We start from the raw sequence: 17,964 nt of genomic DNA, 5'->3' as shown, positions 1-17,964 counted from the left end.
AATCACTTTGCCTTTTTGTCCTAGCATATTCTCCCCCCATATCTTTCATGAAAAAGCTATTTTTATTGGGCATTGCTTTGCTCAGTACTTTCAATCCTTTTGCCCAAACCAAAACTCCTGAGGTATGTTATGAGATTTTTGTACGCTCATTTGCAGATTCTAATGGCGATGGAATTGGTGACATCAACGGGATTACTTCGAAGCTAGATTACCTTAAATCACTTGGCGTCGATGCGCTATGGTTAACTCCTGTGAGCAATTCACCATCATATCATAAATATGATGTAACTGATTATAAATCCATTGACCCTGAATTTGGTACCATCGACGACTATAAAAGACTTATTTCGGAGGCACATAAGCGTAAAATCAAAATCATCAAAGACTTTGTCATCAACCATACAAGCGATAAGCACCCTTGGTTTTTAGAAGCAAAAAAAGGAAAATCAAATCCTTACCGTGATTATTATGTATGGATGACCCCAAAAATGATTGATTCATTGGGTATTGCGACTCGTGAACAAGCAGGTGGTTCTTGGGAAGTTACTCCTTGGCACTTTGCCCATCAAGGAGATACAGAAAAGTACTATGCTTTGTTTTGGGGAGGTATGCCCGATTTGAATTATGATAATCCAAAAGTTCGTAAAGAAGTTTACGAGGCTGCCAAGTATTGGTTGAAAGAAGTAGGAGTTGATGGTTTCCGTTTAGATGCTGCGAAACATATTTATCCAGATTGGGAGGCAGAAAAATGTCATGCTTTCTGGCAAGAATTCCGTAAGGAAATGACAGCTACAAAACCTGACGTATATATTGTAGGTGAAGTTTGGACTTCAGCCGACAAAGTTGCGCCATACTTCAAAGGCTTACCAGCAAACTTCCATATAGATGAAGGATTTGCGATTCAAAAAGTGGTAAAAGAAGGAAAGGATGATAATTTGATTCAAAAAATTCTATCTGATTACAAAGCATTTGGCTCACAAAATCCTGATTTTATTGATGCTACTATTATTGATAACCATGACCAAGATCGTATTGGTACGGTCATGAACGACGATGTTAACAAAATGAAAGTAGCCGCACAATTGCTCCTATCCTTGCCGGGTCAACCTTATATTTATTATGGAGAAGAGTTAGGGATGTTAGGCAAAAAACCTGATGAAAATATTCGTGAACCTTTTCTTTGGGAAAAAGAAACTAGCGATAAAGCTCGCACAAAATGGTTGAAGCCTGTTTTTACAACTGAAAAAACAGTCCGCCCACTTTCTGAGCAAATCAAAGACCCTAATTCTGTTTTTAGTACCTATAAAAATCTCATCGCTTTCCGTAAAAGTCAACCAGCGATGCGCCAAGTAATTCGTCCGAATTTACAAGAAAGTACTATCAAACAAGAGGGTATCTTGGCTTTTGTTAGAAACCATACCTCAGGTAATTTGTTGGTGATTCATAACCTAACAGGCAAAGCTCAGGATATTCAATTACCATCATCAGAACAAAAATATAAAGCTATTGTATTTACGACTTCAGGCAAAAAAGGAGCACTAAACTCCACAAAAGTTGCAGTTCCAGCTTTTGGAATGGTGGTTTTGAAATAGTCTTTTGCCCTAAAAAACATAAAATATAATTGGTACAAAAGGAATAGTTCGCACCTTATAAAAAGCCATCCAATCGGATGGCTTTTTGCATTTTTCCAATAAAGCAATAAATCACATTTCAACTATCATTTTGGTGGACTACTAACATAACTCCTCTCCTATTTCACATACAATGTCAAACCGAAAACGTTTACAAAAAAAAATCCTAAAAAATCTCAAAGCAAAGTTTGTTAGTTCTCCATAATTGTCCCAACTTCCCTTAAGAACCTCTCAAAACCGTCTCTAAGGCCACAAAATTTGAGATTTAGTTTCGAAAAACATTTTCAAGAAAATATAACTTTTTTAAGAACCATGAGTATCCTCCAAATGTTTGATTTAACAGGAAAAGTAGCCCTAGTGACTGGCTGTAAAAAAGGTATTGGTAAAGCTATGGCTTTGGCTTTGGCAGAAGCTGGCGCTGATATTATTGGCGTTTCGGCGTCTTTAGAATTAAGTGGTAGCCAAGTAGAGCAAGAAGTAGTAGCTTTGGGACGTAAATTCAAAGCCTACCAAGCTGATTTTGGCAAACGTGATTCTTTGTACAGCTTTATTAGTCAAGTAAAAGTCGATTTTCCTGTCATTGATATTTTGGTGAACAATGCAGGTTCTATTTTGCGTAAGCCTGCCGCAGAGCATCCAGATGAATATTGGGACGAAATCATGGAAATTAACCTTAATTCGCAGTTTGTTATCACGCGTGAAATTGGTAAATCAATGGTTGAGCGTGGTAGTGGTAAAGTAATTTTCACTGCCTCATTATTGACGTTCCAAGGTGGTATCAACGTTCCAGGATATGCGGCAAGTAAAGGTGCAATCGGTAGTTTGACCAAAGCATTTGCCAACGAGTGGGCAAGCAAAGGCGTGAATGTAAATGCAATCGTTCCAGGCTATATTGCTACAGACAATACCGAAGCACTTCGCAACGACCCAGAACGTTCGGCATCTATTTTGAGTCGTATTCCTGCCAACCGTTGGGGTACACCAGATGACTTTAAAGGCGCAACTTTATTCTTAGCTTCTCAAGCTTCTTCTTATGTACACGGAAGCACACTTATCGTAGACGGCGGCTGGATGGGAAGATAATCAAGTGAGGAGTTTTGAGTGATAAGTTTTGAAAAATTAAGTGTTGGAAATCTTATTCAGTAGAGACTCAATGCTTTGCGTCTAAAGATGTGTCATTCAGAATTTTGGGTATATTTATCCTGTTTCTGTTTGTCGGGATTCAGTAAAATATGAGTCATCCCGAATTTTTAGGATTGGGATTATTCTCCAAGTTTTTATCAAAAAAGCGGTCGAAAAATAGTTTTCGACCGCTTTTTTGATGCTTCGATATTAGGTATGACTTGGCTTAAGACGCAATCATTGCGTCTCTACTACGATAATATAAATTTTAACATAATCACTCATCCACTCAATCACTAAATCGCTAAATTCGGATGATTCATATCCAGATATGCCTTTTGGTTAATCTACATTACAACTCCTCCTCCTCACCTGCCAAGCTCCATACCATCGCATAGCAAAAAGCTACAAAAAGACCATACTCCACTACAAACATCCAAGTAATTCGGTAGGTCATCGACCGTAATATATACTCCACAAGAGAGAAAGGCTGGGCAATGATATCCCATGAGTTCCAACGTTCAATTCTTCCCAAATAGATACCATAACCACTCAAAGCAATGGATATGATTAAAGCTATCCAGCTTATCTTTTTTGAGGTATGCTTTGCCCACAATTGTTTGATCCAATACATTGAAACCATTCCTGCAAATAAAGCAGACATAGCATATCCAAAAAAAGTTAACTGTTCATGCCAGTATAACCCAGAATCATATTGTGGAAATAAGTGTACAAAATCTGTAATGATATAAGGTGCATTCGGAAAAAATGCTAACCAAATAATACTAGAAATCACCAATTTAGCTAAACTTACTGTTCCTTTGTCAGACTGCCGTTGTAACCAAATCACACAAAAAAGCGGTACCCAAGCCAGAAATAAATTCCAGTTAATGCCCCACATATATAAATCAGAATATACCACTACTCTAGTAGCAAAAAGCAATACGGCAAAGCCTGAAAGTAACATCAAGGAGAGAATAACTCTCTCCTTGCGTTTTGAAATGAATAATTTCCCAAACATAAATCAAAAGTACTTTGAATTACAAAGTTTATAAATAAAAAAATAGAAAGTGTAAAAAACTAGATACTAGGCTTGCTCAGTCCTTGAAAAAAAGGGATAAGTCGGGCAAAAGTCAAGTGTCTATTCATGAGAACTAAATTGTTTAATCGTGATTAATTGATTGCCAATAAGGCGATAGGGTTCAAACTATTAATATATACATTCAAAGTAGGTGCTTACCAAAATAAGTAGAATATGAAAAGGTGTGTTAGTTTCCAGCAAAAGGGGTTCCAAAAATACCTACTGCCAATTCTACCCAAATCAAGAAAAAGATGATAAATAGAATAGCTCCAGCAATAAACCGCGTTTTGAAAGTTTTAAATTTTCTTAGTAAAAGTTCAAGCGTAACGCCAGTACCACTCAATAAAACACCTGCCACAATAAAGTCAAATACCGACCATTGAACTTCATTGGTAAACTGCATGGCAATCAGAGGAATCAGTAAAATCGATAAAGATCCTCCCAAAATTAAGGCTAATCTCCTCGTTGGAGTCAGCTCAAATACATGGTTCTTTTCCATAAGTGATTGATTTTAAATATATTAAATTAAAGCTTTGTAAGTAGTTCAAAATTAATGATATGTCCGTGTTGTATTGTGGAGGAACCCTATTATTATGAGTAAAATCTAATAACTGATTCCCTATTAACGAATAACTTTTTACTTACTTCAACACTCTCCACTCAAAACTCCGCGCTTATTTCATTCCTTTGACTAATTCTTCTAAAGCTGCCAAATGGCTCTGAAATGCTTCTCTCCCCTCCTGAGTTACCTGAAAGGCTGTATTTGGCTTTTTTCCAATAAAGCTTTTCCGTACTACTATAAACTGCTCTTTTTCTAAAGCAGCAATATGTGAAGCCAAGTTTCCGTCTGTTAATGCCAAGGTTTCTTTGAGTTCACCAAAATCAACCCAGTCGTTTACCATCAATATTGACATTATTCCTAACCGAATCCGACTCTCAAAAGCTTTATTTAACTGTGTTATAAAGTTCTTCATTCTATCCTTCTATCCTAGTTTTCGTACTTACGATAGAGCAAAATTCCATACAAAATATGTAAAACCCCAAATCCAAAAGCCCAAAAGAACAGTCCTATATAATAATCGTTCATAAAACCCGAAATAATTCCCAAAACCACTTCGGCAATTCCGAGGTATCGAATGTCATTGTAGGTGTACTTAGAAGCATTGATTAACGCTAATCCATAAAATAATAAAGTTGCTGAATCTATCAAATGCGGTGCATTCTGCAATAATATAATACAAAATAATCCTCCTGCAACCAAGGGTAACATCAGGTTAGCTAATAATCTTTTAGAAGCTGTATTCCAGAGGGTTTGATTATTTTTCTTAACTCTTCTGTAGGTTAGGACAAAAGCAGCAATCAAGGTCAAAATTAAGGCTGATACCCCAATTTTCACTAAATCTGATAACAGCGCTTGATTTTCGAGCAGACGATTATAGTTGCCATTATAATCCTTTGCAATTCGAAAATAGGCTAAACCCGAGGCAATTAAACCAAACGTTCCTGCAAAAACGCCACTCAGTCCACTCAATGACAAAAATCTAGTGGAACGCTCCATCATAGCTCTGATTTCTGCAATGTCTTCTAAATGTTGATTCATATCTTATTTTTAAAAGTACTTTGTGTTACAAAGTTGATAATTAAAAAAGATTTTCCAAAATTTCAGTTAAATATTTTTCTAAAAATGGAGCGTTTTTTGTTAATCGATACTAAAATTGATACTTTCGAGCTATCAAATCTTGTATTTGTTTGCTCAAACCCTTACCTATATCATGACGATAAAGCAATTTTTCATCCTTACAATTTTGCTCATTACAAGCAATACCATTTTGGCACAAACGCCTAAAAGTAAAAAAGTGATTACCCAATTTTTTGTTAAAGCAATAGACGAACAAACAAAAGAAGAATTACCTGTTGAACTTGACATAAAGCTTTATAAAGCCAAAAAGACCTATCAGGCTAAAAATGAGCCTTTTTTAAGTCCGTTTATGTTTTTACTCTACGAGTCTGATACCGTGGAAGTTAAAAGTAAAGTTGATGGCTATTACTCCTACACTGAGCTTTTGGTGGCTTCTTGTGATACTTGCCCTATTTATCAGCATACGGTAACAATGGAAAAAAGAAAGCCACTTTTTGAAAATGCCAAAGTAAACGACGTAGTGAAATTAGATAAAATCTATTTCGATCAAAGTAGTTTCATCCTGAGAAGTGATTCCTATCCTCAGCTAGAAGAACTCTATAAAGCATTAGAAACAAATCCCAAACTTCGTATTGAAATATCAGGACATACCGACAATGTTGGTAATGCTAAGTTAAATCAACTACTATCCGAAAATCGAGCTAGAGTGATTAACAATTACCTAGTAGGAAAAGGAATTGATGCGAAACGGTTAAAATTTGTAGGTTATGGACAAACCAAGCCTGTATCGCCCAATGACACAGAAGAAAACAAATCCAAAAATAGACGTGTGGAATGTTTAGTATTGGCGAATTAAGGATATCCTAACAAAAGCATTGTTTCCATTCCAAAAATTTGTGAATTCGTCATGTATTGGCTTACCTGTAAAGATAATTTGACTCAAAACTCAAATCTAAAATTTTGCCGTATTAAAGGAGCTTTCGATAGGCTCCTTTTTTTGTACTGAGCATTTTCGATAATCATAAATAATTTCGCACAAATCCCGTTTTTTCTACCTCTATTAGAATATTAATAGGGATAATTAAAATTCAAAATAATCCTATTATATTGCAAAACACTATCAACAGATATTTTTCAGTATTTTTTGCTATTTATGAAAACTCTTAAAAATCTTATTCCATTTCTCTGCTGTTATTTACTAACTGGTCTTTTACTTTCATTTTCTCAAAGCAAAGATTTAGCTACCCAAGAAAATAAATTTGTGAAGCAATTCGCTACGCTTAGTAATGGTTCTGGTGATTCTGAAAAATTTGAAAAAGATTTTAGAAATTTCCTTTCTGCAAATCCCAACTCCCTTGACTTTTCTTTTAACAAGCTGAAAAACAACTCTTTTTATATTACCACATCAACTGATGGCAATTTCCGACACTATAGTTGGGATACTGGTCAAGGTGGCTCGATGCACTTTTTCAATGAAATCTATCAGTGGAGAGTTGGGGGAAAAGTATTTGTTAAACAAGTGCAAGCTTCAGAAGAAGGTGATAGTGGAGAGTTTTCTTCTAAAATTTATACCATCAATATTCAAAACAAAGACTACTATTTAGTCGTCACAAATAGCATTTTCTCTAATCGTGACGCTCGTCAATCAGTGATAGCTTTTGTGATTAACAATGATAAGCTAACTCCTGCCCCAATATTCAAAACCAAAACAAAGCTTCTAAGCAGAATTGATGTTGATTTTGATTTTTTCTCAGTCGTTGACAGACCCGAACGTCCTCTCGAACTAATTACCTTCAATAGCAAGCAGGATACCCTTTTTATTCCTGTGGTCGATAAGGATGGAAAAGTGACCAAACGCAATATTCTTTATGTTTTTAATGGCACTTCTCTTGAGTTTAAGGGTATCAAGTAATAATCTCTTTGAGGTTGGAAATATACCAGCCGACTGAAAGCCCTATGGCAGAAAAACTTTAAATAATCTTATTTTTCAAAAACGAATTTATCTCAAATCTTTCCAACCAAACACATCACCACTATGGGAAACAACCTAAGTAGTAACGGCGGTTACCGTTACATGGCAGCAAACCCTAATGCAGAAGAATTCAGACCTTCAAAACGCTCAAAGAAAAAACTTCCTCCCAAAGTAGACCTCCGTAAATACATGACCAAGGTAGAAAACCAAAAGTCATTGAGTAGTTGTACGGCAAATGCTACCGCTGGGGCTTATGAGTATCTTGCCAAACGTCATTTAAAAAATCGTCAATTTGAAGTAAGTCGTCTCTTTGTTTATTACAATGCTCGATTAAGAGCTAGCAATGTTATCAAAGATGAGGGCAGCCATATCCAGTACGCGGTTGAAAGTTTACATAAGCTTGGCGCATGTACAGAGGATGTATGGCCTTATGAATTGAAAAAAGTAAATAACAAACCTAATACTGCGAGTTATGATGAGGCGAGTTATTTTAAGGTACAGAAATCTAAATATGTACCAACTGACTTAAAATCATGGAAACAAGCATTGGCAGAAGGCTATCCCATTATTTTTGGTATCGCTCTTTTTGAAGGTTTTGATAATTGTCAAAAATATGGCGGTGTAGTACCAATGCCTTCGCCAGATGAGGCTTCTCGTGCTGCTCATGGATTACACGCGATGCTTTGTGTAGGATATTCGGAGGCTGACGAAATGTTCATTGTTCGTAACTCTTGGGGAGAAGAATGGGGAGATAAAGGGTACTGTTATATGCCTTACCAGTATGTAATCAATGAAAAGTTTAACCTCGGAGATAGCTGGCTTATCAAACGTACTGACCCAATTCCAGATTTTGAAGATACTTGGGTAAACGATAAGAAGTCAATTATTGCTAAAAGTGGAGCTGCAAATGCAGCAAGTTTGCCTGTTTATTCGGCTGATGACTACGAAGACTTTGATGTTTGGACTATTTTCGAAGACGAATTAGTAGACGAATATGATGAAGTTGGCTGCGATGAATACGAAGAGCTTGAATACATAGAAAGCGACCTTGACGAAGAAGGTGAAGAGGAAGAGTACGATGAGGAGGAAGAAGAAGAGGATGAAGACTCGGAAGACGAGGAAGAAGAAGAGTCAGATGACGAGGAAGAATACGACGAAGAGGAGGAAGAAGAAGAGTCGGATGACGAGGAAGAATACGACGAAGAGGAGGAAGAAGAAGAGTCAGATGATGAGGAAGAATACGACGAGGAGGAGGAAGAAGAAGAGTCGGATGACGAGGAAGAATATGACGAAGAGGAGGAAGAAGAAGAGTCCGAAGAAGAAGAATCTGAAGACGAAGAGGAAGAAGAATCCGAGGAGGAAGAATCTGGCGAAGAGGAAGAGGAGGAAGAATAGATCATCCAAACTTAGTCACAAGGAAATTTCGTTTTCCAGACAGGGTGCGACTTAAATCGCATCCTGAGGTATTCATTAAAAAGCGGTCGAAAATTGATTTTCGACCGCTTTTTTTACACTAATATGTTTGGTTAGACGCAAAACACACACACCTACCAATAAAGCTGATTATTCGTCTTCATCTTTTCGAGCCTCTACGCGAGTAAGTAGACTCTCTTTCAAGCTATTAAAATCTGATAAGATAAACAATACTGTCAAAAATGAGATAGTTAATTCTAACATTGATAATATTTTGGCAAGCACTGAACTTGGCAATAAATTACCATAACCAAAAAATGTAAATTGTTGTAAACTGAAAAACAAAAACTCAAACAACAATCTTGGGTTGGAGTAATTTACGGGCATTCCTTCATAATTGGCGGGATTGATAAGATATAATCCAAAAAAGTCGAACGTAAATGAAAGAATGAATACAGAAATATTCATACAAGCAAATACGATGAACTTATGAAAAGGTGCATCTTTTATGGTTACATCTATGATTTTTTGATAGCCTACCCAGACGAAATAAATCGTTTTTGAAAAACACAATAATACCAATAAGAACGTCGACATTATTGGGCTAACACCTTCTATTTCGTCAATGTAAAAAAGCCAAATAGCCGAGATTACCACTATCATGCACCTCGCAAATATTCCTAATACACTCTGATTATTGGGATTGAGTAGCTTTATTCCATTCATTTTACTGCCAAACTTATATGTATCAATATGTCCGCAAATGTAGATTAATTCAAAAGATTATTCAATTGGGAATCAAGGATGTTGAGATGATTTTGTAAAATATTAGCTTCACAACCCCATAAAAAGATAAAAACAAAATTTTATTATTGTATTTTTCATCATTGAATTCAGCAAATAATTGGGTAATTTTTCCATAGAACTGCCCTTTATGAATCTGAATAATTACCTAAACTATTTGTTAAAACTGGCAAAGTTCTTCTTAGAAGTTTTCCAATCCTATTTTTATCCGCGACACAACATGAAAACTAATTTATCAATCGATATACTCTCGGCCACAATCAACAGCGTTGCCGAGAACTTTGTACTCATTGCTCCTGACCATAAGGTATTGATATGCAATACTACAATGGTCAAAACATTAGAAATGTTTTTTGGAAAAAAAATCCAAATAGGTGACGATTATCGAGATTTTGTCGTTGAGCCACTGAAGGACATCTATTTTTCGGCGTTTGAAAATGCCATTCAAGGAGAGTCCACCTCGATACAAAAAGAAACTTCGAGCAGCGAGATTCATTTGTGGTTTGAATATAAAGCCAATCCCGTTTACGATGATGCTCAAAACCTTATTGGTGTTGCCATTTATGCGAAAAATATAGATGAGCAGAAAAAAGCAGAACTAGCCATCGAGTATCTAAAAACTACCTACGAGTCACTTATCAATAATATCTCCGACAGTATTTGTTTGCTGGATAAAGATTTTAAATTAATTCAATTCAACACCCATTTTAAAAAGAGTATTTTCCTCAACATGGGAAAAGAAATCAACATTGGTGACGATTTTAGGCAATATTTATTTCCAAAAGAAACAGAGGCTTTTTATACTCAATTTAATAGTGCGATTGCTGGTACAACGGTAGAAGATGAAATATGTGTTCACAATATTCATGGAGATACCATCTGGATTTTGAGTAAAATGTATCCTGTTTACGATAAAAATCAGGTTATCATTGGAGTCTGTTTGGTGGCTATCAACATCAGCGCCAAAAAGAAAATGGAATTATCAATTTTAGAAAATGAACAACGTTTTCGGAAAATTATTGAAACAGCTCCTGTCCCAATCGTCATTGTGGATAAGAAAATGAAAATACAGTTGGTAAACCCTGAAACGGAGAAAATTTTCAATTATGAGTCAAAGGAACTTCTAGACCAAGATATTAATATTCTAATCCCAAAGCGATTTCATGCAAATCATGTTCAATACCAACAGCAATATATTCAAGCACCCAAAATGTACCGAATGGGTATTGGTCGATTTACCCCTGCTGTCACCAAGGATGGTATCGAGAAAATTGTAGAAGTAAGTCTCAATTCATTTAAAGTAAATGACGAAACGTTTATTTTAGCCATTATTCAAGACGTTACAAAGCGAATCGAGCATGAAAATCAACTAGAAAATCAAGTTGAAACCCTCGAAAAAATTGCTTGGCAGCAATCCCACGAAATGCGAAAACCTGTTGCCAATATCCTCGGCTTAGTCCAATTGATTGAATACGATCAAACTTACAACCCATTGCTCATCAACCAGCTTCACCAAACAACGAAAGAGTTAGACGATGTTATTCATAAAATTGTGAATCTTACACATGTAAATCGATAAAAATCAGCTTTCTGTGTGAGTTTCTTATTGTGATTCACACAGATATTTTGGTATCTTCATTCTAAATTATGTTGATACTAACTCACCACTTCCTATCGTGCTTGAAAAATACTATATCTTTGCCCTTTTGGCATTATTTGCAGAAATCATTGGAACGGTTTCAGGCTTTGGGTCTTCTATCCTATTTGTGCCTGTAGCATCCTTATTTTTTGATTTCAAGACCGTTCTTGGCATTACAGCCGTCTTTCATGTTTTTAGCAATGTCTCAAAAATCACCCTATTCCGAAAAGGCATCAACAAAGAAATAGCCCTCAAATTGGGGATTCCAGCGGTTATATTTGTGATGATTGGCGCTTGGATGACGACCTTTGTTCCAACAAAATCCATGGAATTGGCCATGAACATCATGCTGGTGGGCTTGTCATTATATTTACTTTTTAATTTCAATAAAACTATTAAACAAACTGACAGCAACCTGTATCTTGGGGGAATCATGTCAGGCTTGTTAGCAGGTTTGGTCGGCACGGGCGGGGCTATCAGAGGTATCACTTTAGCAGCATTCCAACTTCCCAAAGAGATATTCATTGCCACCTCCGCACTGATTGATTTGGGGGTAGATAGTAGTCGAGCAGTGGTTTATGTAAGTAATGGTTATTTTGACAAGCAATATATTGTACTAATTCCATTTCTAATTGTCATTAGTATTTTGGGAAGTTATATCGGAAAAGTAATTTTACAATATACTTCCGAAACGGTGTTTCGGTATATCGTTTTATCCATCGTCATTCTCACCTCTATCTTCCAAACTGTCAAATATTTTATGAATTAATTAACCCTCACTCCACTATGAAAACTCCTTCCATTGCCATTATTGGAGCAGGTCCTTCTGGATTATCTATTGCTAGAGCCCTAGACAAAGCGCAGCTTCCATTTGTTATTTATGAAAAACACAGTAATACAGGCGGTTTATGGGACATCGAAAATGAAGGTTCGCCCATGTACGAATCAGCGCATTTTATTTCTTCAAAAACCCTATCAGGTTTTCCAGATTTCCCTATGCCTGACGACTACCCTGATTATCCTACTCGCAAGCAGTTATGCGCTTATATACAGGCATTTGCCAAACATTTTGATTTAGAAAAAGATATTATTTTCAATACAAAAATTGAAAAAGTAGAAAAAGACAAGGATGGTTGGAAGCTGACAACGACACAAGGTGAAAGTTATTTTCATCAGGAACTTATCTGTGCCAATGGTACACTTTGGCAGCCCAATATCGCCCAATATCGCGGTACATTTTCAGGAATAATTCGTCATTCAAATACTTTTAAAAAGTCTACAGAGTTTCTTAATAAAAAAATCTTAGTCGTTGGAGGTGGCAACTCTGGAGTAGATATTGCTTGTGAAGCCGCCAGTTTTGCAAACGAAGCCTATTTGAGTATGCGACGTGGTTACTACTTTATTCCGAAACACGTTTTTGGTGTGCCCTCAGATGTTTTTTCCCATGGTGGTCCTAAACTCCCTTTGAAAGTCAATCAATGGATTTTTAAAAAACTTCTCAAAATTGTAGTAGGTGACCAAACCAAATTTGGACTTCCCAAACCAGACCATGAATTGTTTGAATCGCATCCTCTAATGAATTCTCAAATCATGCACCACACTTCACATGGTAATTTGCGTATCAAATCCGACATCGATTATTTTAAAGGGAACAACGTATTTTTCAAAGATGGGAGTTCTATCGAAGTAGATGAAATAATTTTGGCAACAGGCTATAATTATGCAATTCCTTTTGCTGAGGAGTTTTTTGACTGGAAAGACCATCGTCCACAATTATATATGAATCTATTTAACCCCAAACACGACAATATCTATGTGATGGGTTTTGTAGAAACTAATTCGGCAGCGTATGATATATTCACTCAACTAGCGACCTTACTAGCTAACCACCTGAAAGACAAGAAAGAATCGCCAGAAAAAGCAAAGATTTTCAGAAATAAAGTTACCTCCGAAACGCTCGATTTAACAGGTGGCATCAAACTAGTAGCCTCCGAACGTCACACAGGCTATGTTGACAGCGATACAATCAAAGCGAAGCTTAAACAAATTCAGAAGCAAATGGGCTGGAAAAATACATTTTGAAGATGTGATAAATTTTATCGAAATACCATATCTAACATTCATACTTCAATTGTATTTTTGATGATTCAAATCCTTTTATTCGAATTTAGATGATTGACAATATAGAAATACAAAACTTTAAATCTATCTCAAAACTAAATTTAGAGATAGGGAGAGTTAATGTGCTCATTGGGGCAAATGGTTCAGGTAAAAGTAATATCCTCGAAGCTATTGCCTTAGGAGCGGCGTCTACATCGCATGAATTAAGCCGTGAATTTCTCTCAGCAAGAGGAATTAGAGTGACAGAACCCAACGCAATGAGAAGTGGTTTTGATATGGCGAAAGAAAATAATTCTATCAAAATTACTTTCAACGAAAAGGAAACTAAAATTCCATTTGAGTTAAAGCATTCAAATGAACCTTTTTCGGATTGGAATTTAGTACATGATAAAGAATTATTAACTCCAGATAAGCTTGAACAGCTTGAACAGTTAGTGTTAAAACTACATAAAGACACTTTAGAGAAAAAGAATTTCAACACTAATGACAAGAAATGGCTACTTATTGATGATATAATAAAGGATATCCAAGGACAATTACCCTTAATAGAAACAAGAGAAAGGCTCAAAAGCTTCTTGATATATGCTCCAGAAAATACTTTTCTGCGTAAATTTGAAGAAGAATCTCAAATTGAACCATTAGGAATCAAAGGAGAAGGTCTGTTTAAGTTAATTAGTACCATGCAAGTAGAAAATAAGGATGAATTTCAAGAGCTTGTTGAAAATCTTCATCTTATTGATTGGTTTGATGGATTTGAGATTCCCAATGATTTAAAATTTACGGAAAAACGTATTCGTGTTAAAGACAGATTTTTGGAAGAGGGTCTCGAATCATTTGACCAAAGGAGTGCTAATGAAGGTTTTTTGTTTCTTCTCTTTTACTTTGCTTTATTCATATCCAAATATACCCCAAAGTTTTTTGCAATTGATAATATAGATAGTTCTCTCAATCCAAAGTTGTGTAGCGAATTAATTAAAACTCTGGTCAAACTAGCCAAAAAATATGATAAACAGGTTATTTTCACTACACATAACCCTGCGATATTGGACGGCTTAAATCTAAATGATGAAGACCAAAGGTTGCTGGTTGTTTTCAGGAACATGAATGGACATACAAAGATAAAACGTGTTTTAAAAAGAGAATTACCTGAAGGTTCAACACCTATTCGACTATCAGAGCAATTTCTAAGAGGATATCTTGGAGGATTACCCAAATCATTCTAACGCCTATGTCTACAATCGGATTAATTTCAGAAGGTATCACGGATCAAATAGTGATAGAACATATACTAGATGGTCTACTTGATGATGAGGATTTATCGGTTGAACCATTACAGCCAACCAGAGACGAAACAGATGAAAATCTTGCTATCACTGCTGGTAATTGGGTTAAAGTTTTTGAATATTGTGAATCTACCCAATTTCAACAAGCTGTTGAAAACATGGATTTTGTCATTATTCAAATAGATGCTGATATTTTTAAGAAAGAAAATCTTAACAAGAAATATAAAGTTGTTCTTCAAAATTTATCTTCTGAAGAACAATTAGAGGTAATCAAAAATAAACTCATAGAGTTGATTGGTCATGAGCTTGTAGAAAATCACGGCAATAAAATTATTTTTGCCATATCTATCGACTCAATTGAGTGCTGGTTATTACCTATCTATTATTCTAATAAACCTCAAATTGCGTCGAAAGAGGTTAATTGCCTTGAAACTCTTAATAAAGAGCTTATCAAAGTTGAAAATTTCATAATTGACCAAAAAAATCCGAGATACTACAGAAAGATTTGTAAACCATACAGAAAAAAGAAAGAGCTAACAAAATTGTATAAGTTAAACCCTAATTTTACGGCATTCATAGAGGACGTACAATTGAAGATGGTTTTATAAAAGCAAAACTCCCTATCCACCAAGGTCGATAGGGAGTTTTGTTTATTTGCTCTGTAAGAAGTTTTCAAACTATTACAGATTTCTCATGCTTATTTACCTACGCTAGCACGAATAATATTCAATGCACCACCTGCTTTGAACCATTCTATTTGTTGGTCGTTATAAGAGTGATTTGCTACGATAGTATCTGAACTTCCATCCTCATGATTCAAAACAATTTCCAATGGTTTGCCTGGTGCAAAATCTGCCAATCCATTGATATCGATAGAGTCATTTTCTTGGATTTTGTCGTAGTCAGCTTCATTGGCAAAAGTCAAAGCTAACATTCCTTGTTTCTTCAAGTTAGTTTCGTGAATACGAGCAAAAGATTTTACTAATACTGCACGAACGCCCAAGTGACGAGGCTCCATAGCGGCATGCTCACGAGATGAACCTTCACCATAGTTTTGATCACCTACAACGATAGAGCCAATACCAGCTGCTTTGTAGGCACGTTGAGTCGCCGGTACAGGACCATATTCGCCAGTCAATTGGTTTTTAACTTTATCAGTTTTCTCGTTAAAATAATTCAATGCACCAATCAACATATTGTTAGAAATGTTATCTAAGTGACCACGATATTTCAACCAAGGTCCAGCCATAGAGATATGGTCAGTAGTACATTTTCCTTTAGCCTTGATCAACAATTTTAGACCTTTCAAATCTGTACCTTCCCAAGGTGTAAATGGTTCTAACAACTGCAAACGGTCAGAAGTTGGTGATACTTTTACCACTACTGATGAGCCATCTTCCGCAGGTGCTTGGTAGCCAGCGTCTTCTACAGCAAAACCTTTTGTTGGCAATTCGTCTCCTTTTGGTGGATCCAATTTCACTTGCTCGCCTGCTTCGTTTGTCAAATAATCCGTTAATGGGTTAAATGTCAAATCACCCGCAATAGCCAATGCCGTTACTAATTCTGGAGAAGCCACAAACGCATAAGTATTTGGGTTACCATCTGCACGCTTAGCAAAGTTACGGTTGAATGAGTGAACAATAGTGTTTTTCTCACCCTTCTCAGCACCTGCACGAGCCCACTGTCCAATACAAGGACCACAAGCATTTGAGAATACTTTACCGCCAATGCTCTCGAACGTATCGATAAAACCATCACGCTCAATGGTATAACGTACTTGTTCCGAACCTGGGGTAATGGTGTATTCAGCTTTAGTTTTTAAACCTTTTGCTGCCACTTGCTTCACCAAAGACGCCGCACGTGAAATATCTTCGTAAGATGAGTTGGTACATGAACCTATCAAACCTACTTCCACTTTGGTTGGCCAACCGTTTTTCTCAGCCAATTCCTTCATTTGAGAAATAGGCGTAGCCAAATCTGGCGTAAATGGACCGTTTAAGTGTGGCTCTAAGGTATCCAAATCAATTTCGATAACTTGGTCAAAATAAGTAGCTGGATCAGCATAAACCTCTGGGTCAGCCGTCAAGTATTCTTTAATACCATTGGCTAATTCTGCTACATCTGCACGACCAGTGGCTGCTAAATAACGAGCCATTGATTCGTCATAACCAAAAGTGGAAGTCGTTGCACCAATTTCAGCTCCCATGTTCGCAATTGTACCTTTACCTGTTGCTGACATTGAGGTAACTCCTTCTCCAAAATATTCAACCACTGCTCCTGTACCACCTTTTACAGTAAGGATACCCGCTACTTTCAAGATTACATCTTTTGCAGAAGTCCAACCGTTAAGCTTTCCTGTCAATTTTACTCCGATAAGTTTAGGAAATTTCAACTCCCATGCCAAGCCAGCCATTACATCACAAGCGTCGGCACCACCCACACCAATCGCAATCATACCCAAACCACCAGCGTTTACTGTGTGAGAGTCAGTACCAATCATCATTCCACCAGGGAATGCATAATTTTCGATTACTACTTGGTGAATGATACCTGCCCCAGCTTTCCAGAATCCGATACCGTATTTGTCAGAAACTGAAGAAAGAAAATCATAAACTTCTTTATTTTTATCAACTGCTACTGCTAAATCTGTCGCCGACGAAACTTTTGCTTCAATCAAGTGGTCGCAGTGTACTGTTGAAGGCACCGCAACTTTCGGACGACCAGCCTGCATAAACTGTAAAAGAGCCATTTGTGCTGTAGCATCTTGCATAGCAACACGATCTGGAGCAAAATCGACATACGATTTACCTCTTTCAAATGTTTGAGTTGGAGTACCTTCCCACAAGTGAGAATAAAGAATCTTTTCGGTTAACGTCAATGGTCTTCCTACCAATTTACGAGCTGCCTCCACACGTGCGGGCATTCTTTCGTAAACCGCCTTAATCATTTCTATGTCAAAAGCCATGATATTTTATTTAGTTATTAGTTATTGGAATTTTAGATTTAAAGAATGTAATATATAAAATCTGCGTTTTGAAAATTATCAATAGATGCTAATTAATGAACATCCATTTGTCCTATTAGGTTCTTGTAAATTTAGGTGACTTTTGGAATAAACAAGTTTATTGAAGTCTCCAAATGTTAAAAATGCATTTGAACTAACTGCAAGATTATTCCTTTTCCTAGTAAAGTAAAAATACATTACAAGCGCTATTTTTTTGCACATCAATCCTTATAAAAACAAAAATTAATACAAACA

General features: G+C 36.3%; 16 protein-coding genes. 10 read left to right on the top strand and 6 right to left on the bottom strand.

Annotation, left to right across the window (positions count from 1 at the left end):
* Positions 1-47 precede the first annotated feature (47 nt).
* Together QM481_RS10115 and QM481_RS10110 are read left to right on the top strand one after the other, a co-directional pair.
* Positions 48-1,592: an alpha-amylase family glycosyl hydrolase gene (locus QM481_RS10115; protein WP_283381658.1), complete on the top strand. Its 1,545-nt coding sequence runs from the start codon at positions 48-50 to the stop codon at positions 1,590-1,592.
* A 357-nt stretch (positions 1,593-1,949) separates the two neighbouring features.
* Positions 1,950-2,714 carry an SDR family oxidoreductase gene (locus QM481_RS10110; protein WP_283381867.1) on the top strand — a complete coding sequence of 255 codons (765 nt, stop codon included), beginning with the start codon at positions 1,950-1,952 and terminating at the stop codon, positions 2,712-2,714.
* Positions 2,715-3,105: 391 nt separating this feature from the next.
* On the opposite strand, the gene QM481_RS10105 is transcribed toward QM481_RS10110, so the two are convergent.
* From QM481_RS10105 to QM481_RS10090, 4 genes are all read right to left on the bottom strand, one after another.
* Positions 3,106-3,774 (bottom strand): DUF1361 domain-containing protein, encoded by a 669-nt coding sequence (locus tag QM481_RS10105; RefSeq protein WP_283381657.1) that lies wholly within the window; start codon positions 3,772-3,774, stop codon positions 3,106-3,108.
* A 247-nt stretch (positions 3,775-4,021) separates the two neighbouring features.
* Positions 4,022-4,333, bottom strand: coding sequence for a hypothetical protein (locus QM481_RS10100; protein WP_166551072.1), 312 nt, complete (start codon positions 4,331-4,333; stop codon positions 4,022-4,024).
* Positions 4,334-4,508: 175 nt separating this feature from the next.
* Complete coding sequence (locus tag QM481_RS10095) at positions 4,509-4,808, bottom strand: winged helix-turn-helix domain-containing protein (protein WP_166551073.1); 300 nt, start codon at positions 4,806-4,808, stop codon at positions 4,509-4,511.
* A 14-nt stretch (positions 4,809-4,822) separates the two neighbouring features.
* Positions 4,823-5,434 (bottom strand): hypothetical protein, encoded by a 612-nt coding sequence (locus QM481_RS10090; RefSeq protein ID WP_166551074.1) that lies wholly within the window; start codon positions 5,432-5,434, stop codon positions 4,823-4,825.
* A 172-nt stretch (positions 5,435-5,606) separates the two neighbouring features.
* Between QM481_RS10090 and QM481_RS10085 the strand changes: the two genes are divergently transcribed.
* From QM481_RS10085 to QM481_RS10075, 3 genes are all read left to right on the top strand, one after another.
* Positions 5,607-6,329, top strand: coding sequence for an OmpA family protein (locus QM481_RS10085; protein WP_166551075.1), 723 nt, complete (start codon positions 5,607-5,609; stop codon positions 6,327-6,329).
* Positions 6,330-6,626: 297 nt separating this feature from the next.
* A complete protein-coding gene (locus tag QM481_RS10080) occupies positions 6,627-7,385 on the top strand; it encodes a hypothetical protein (RefSeq protein ID WP_283381656.1) in 759 nt (252 codons plus the stop codon).
* Between the two features lie 123 nt (positions 7,386-7,508).
* Positions 7,509-8,840, top strand: coding sequence for a C1 family peptidase (locus QM481_RS10075; RefSeq protein ID WP_283381655.1), 1,332 nt, complete (start codon positions 7,509-7,511; stop codon positions 8,838-8,840).
* Between the two features lie 168 nt (positions 8,841-9,008).
* On the opposite strand, the gene QM481_RS10070 is transcribed toward QM481_RS10075, so the two are convergent.
* Entirely contained in the window at positions 9,009-9,584 is a 576-nt protein-coding gene (locus QM481_RS10070) for a hypothetical protein (RefSeq protein WP_283381654.1), read from the bottom strand.
* Between the two features lie 298 nt (positions 9,585-9,882).
* Here QM481_RS10070 and QM481_RS10065 point away from each other — a divergent pair, with 298 nt between their 5' ends.
* The 5 genes from QM481_RS10065 to QM481_RS10045 all read left to right on the top strand — a co-directional run bounded on the left by QM481_RS10065 (position 9,883) and on the right by QM481_RS10045 (position 15,313).
* Complete coding sequence (locus QM481_RS10065; RefSeq protein ID WP_283381653.1) at positions 9,883-11,241, top strand: PAS domain-containing protein; 1,359 nt, start codon at positions 9,883-9,885, stop codon at positions 11,239-11,241.
* Between the two features lie 97 nt (positions 11,242-11,338).
* Positions 11,339-12,070, top strand: coding sequence for a sulfite exporter TauE/SafE family protein (locus QM481_RS10060; protein WP_283381652.1), 732 nt, complete (start codon positions 11,339-11,341; stop codon positions 12,068-12,070).
* Positions 12,071-12,087: 17 nt separating this feature from the next.
* Positions 12,088-13,383: a flavin-containing monooxygenase gene (locus QM481_RS10055; protein ID WP_283381651.1), complete on the top strand. Its 1,296-nt coding sequence runs from the start codon at positions 12,088-12,090 to the stop codon at positions 13,381-13,383.
* 89 nt (positions 13,384-13,472) lie between these two features.
* A complete protein-coding gene (locus QM481_RS10050; protein ID WP_283381650.1) occupies positions 13,473-14,645 on the top strand; it encodes an AAA family ATPase in 1,173 nt (390 codons plus the stop codon).
* Between the two features lie 5 nt (positions 14,646-14,650).
* Positions 14,651-15,313 (top strand): hypothetical protein, encoded by a 663-nt coding sequence (locus tag QM481_RS10045; protein ID WP_283381649.1) that lies wholly within the window; start codon positions 14,651-14,653, stop codon positions 15,311-15,313.
* 89 nt (positions 15,314-15,402) lie between these two features.
* On the opposite strand, the gene QM481_RS10040 is transcribed toward QM481_RS10045, so the two are convergent.
* A complete protein-coding gene (locus tag QM481_RS10040) occupies positions 15,403-17,670 on the bottom strand; it encodes an aconitate hydratase (protein WP_283381648.1) in 2,268 nt (755 codons plus the stop codon).
* Positions 17,671-17,964: the final 294 nt, after the last annotated feature.

Origin of the sequence: Flectobacillus rivi (assembly GCF_030056655.1) — a bacterium.
Taxonomy (GTDB): Bacteria; Bacteroidota; Bacteroidia; order Cytophagales; family Spirosomataceae; genus Flectobacillus; species Flectobacillus rivi.
Note: the sequence above shows the minus strand (reverse complement) of the source record. Positions and strands in the feature narration are given on the sequence as shown.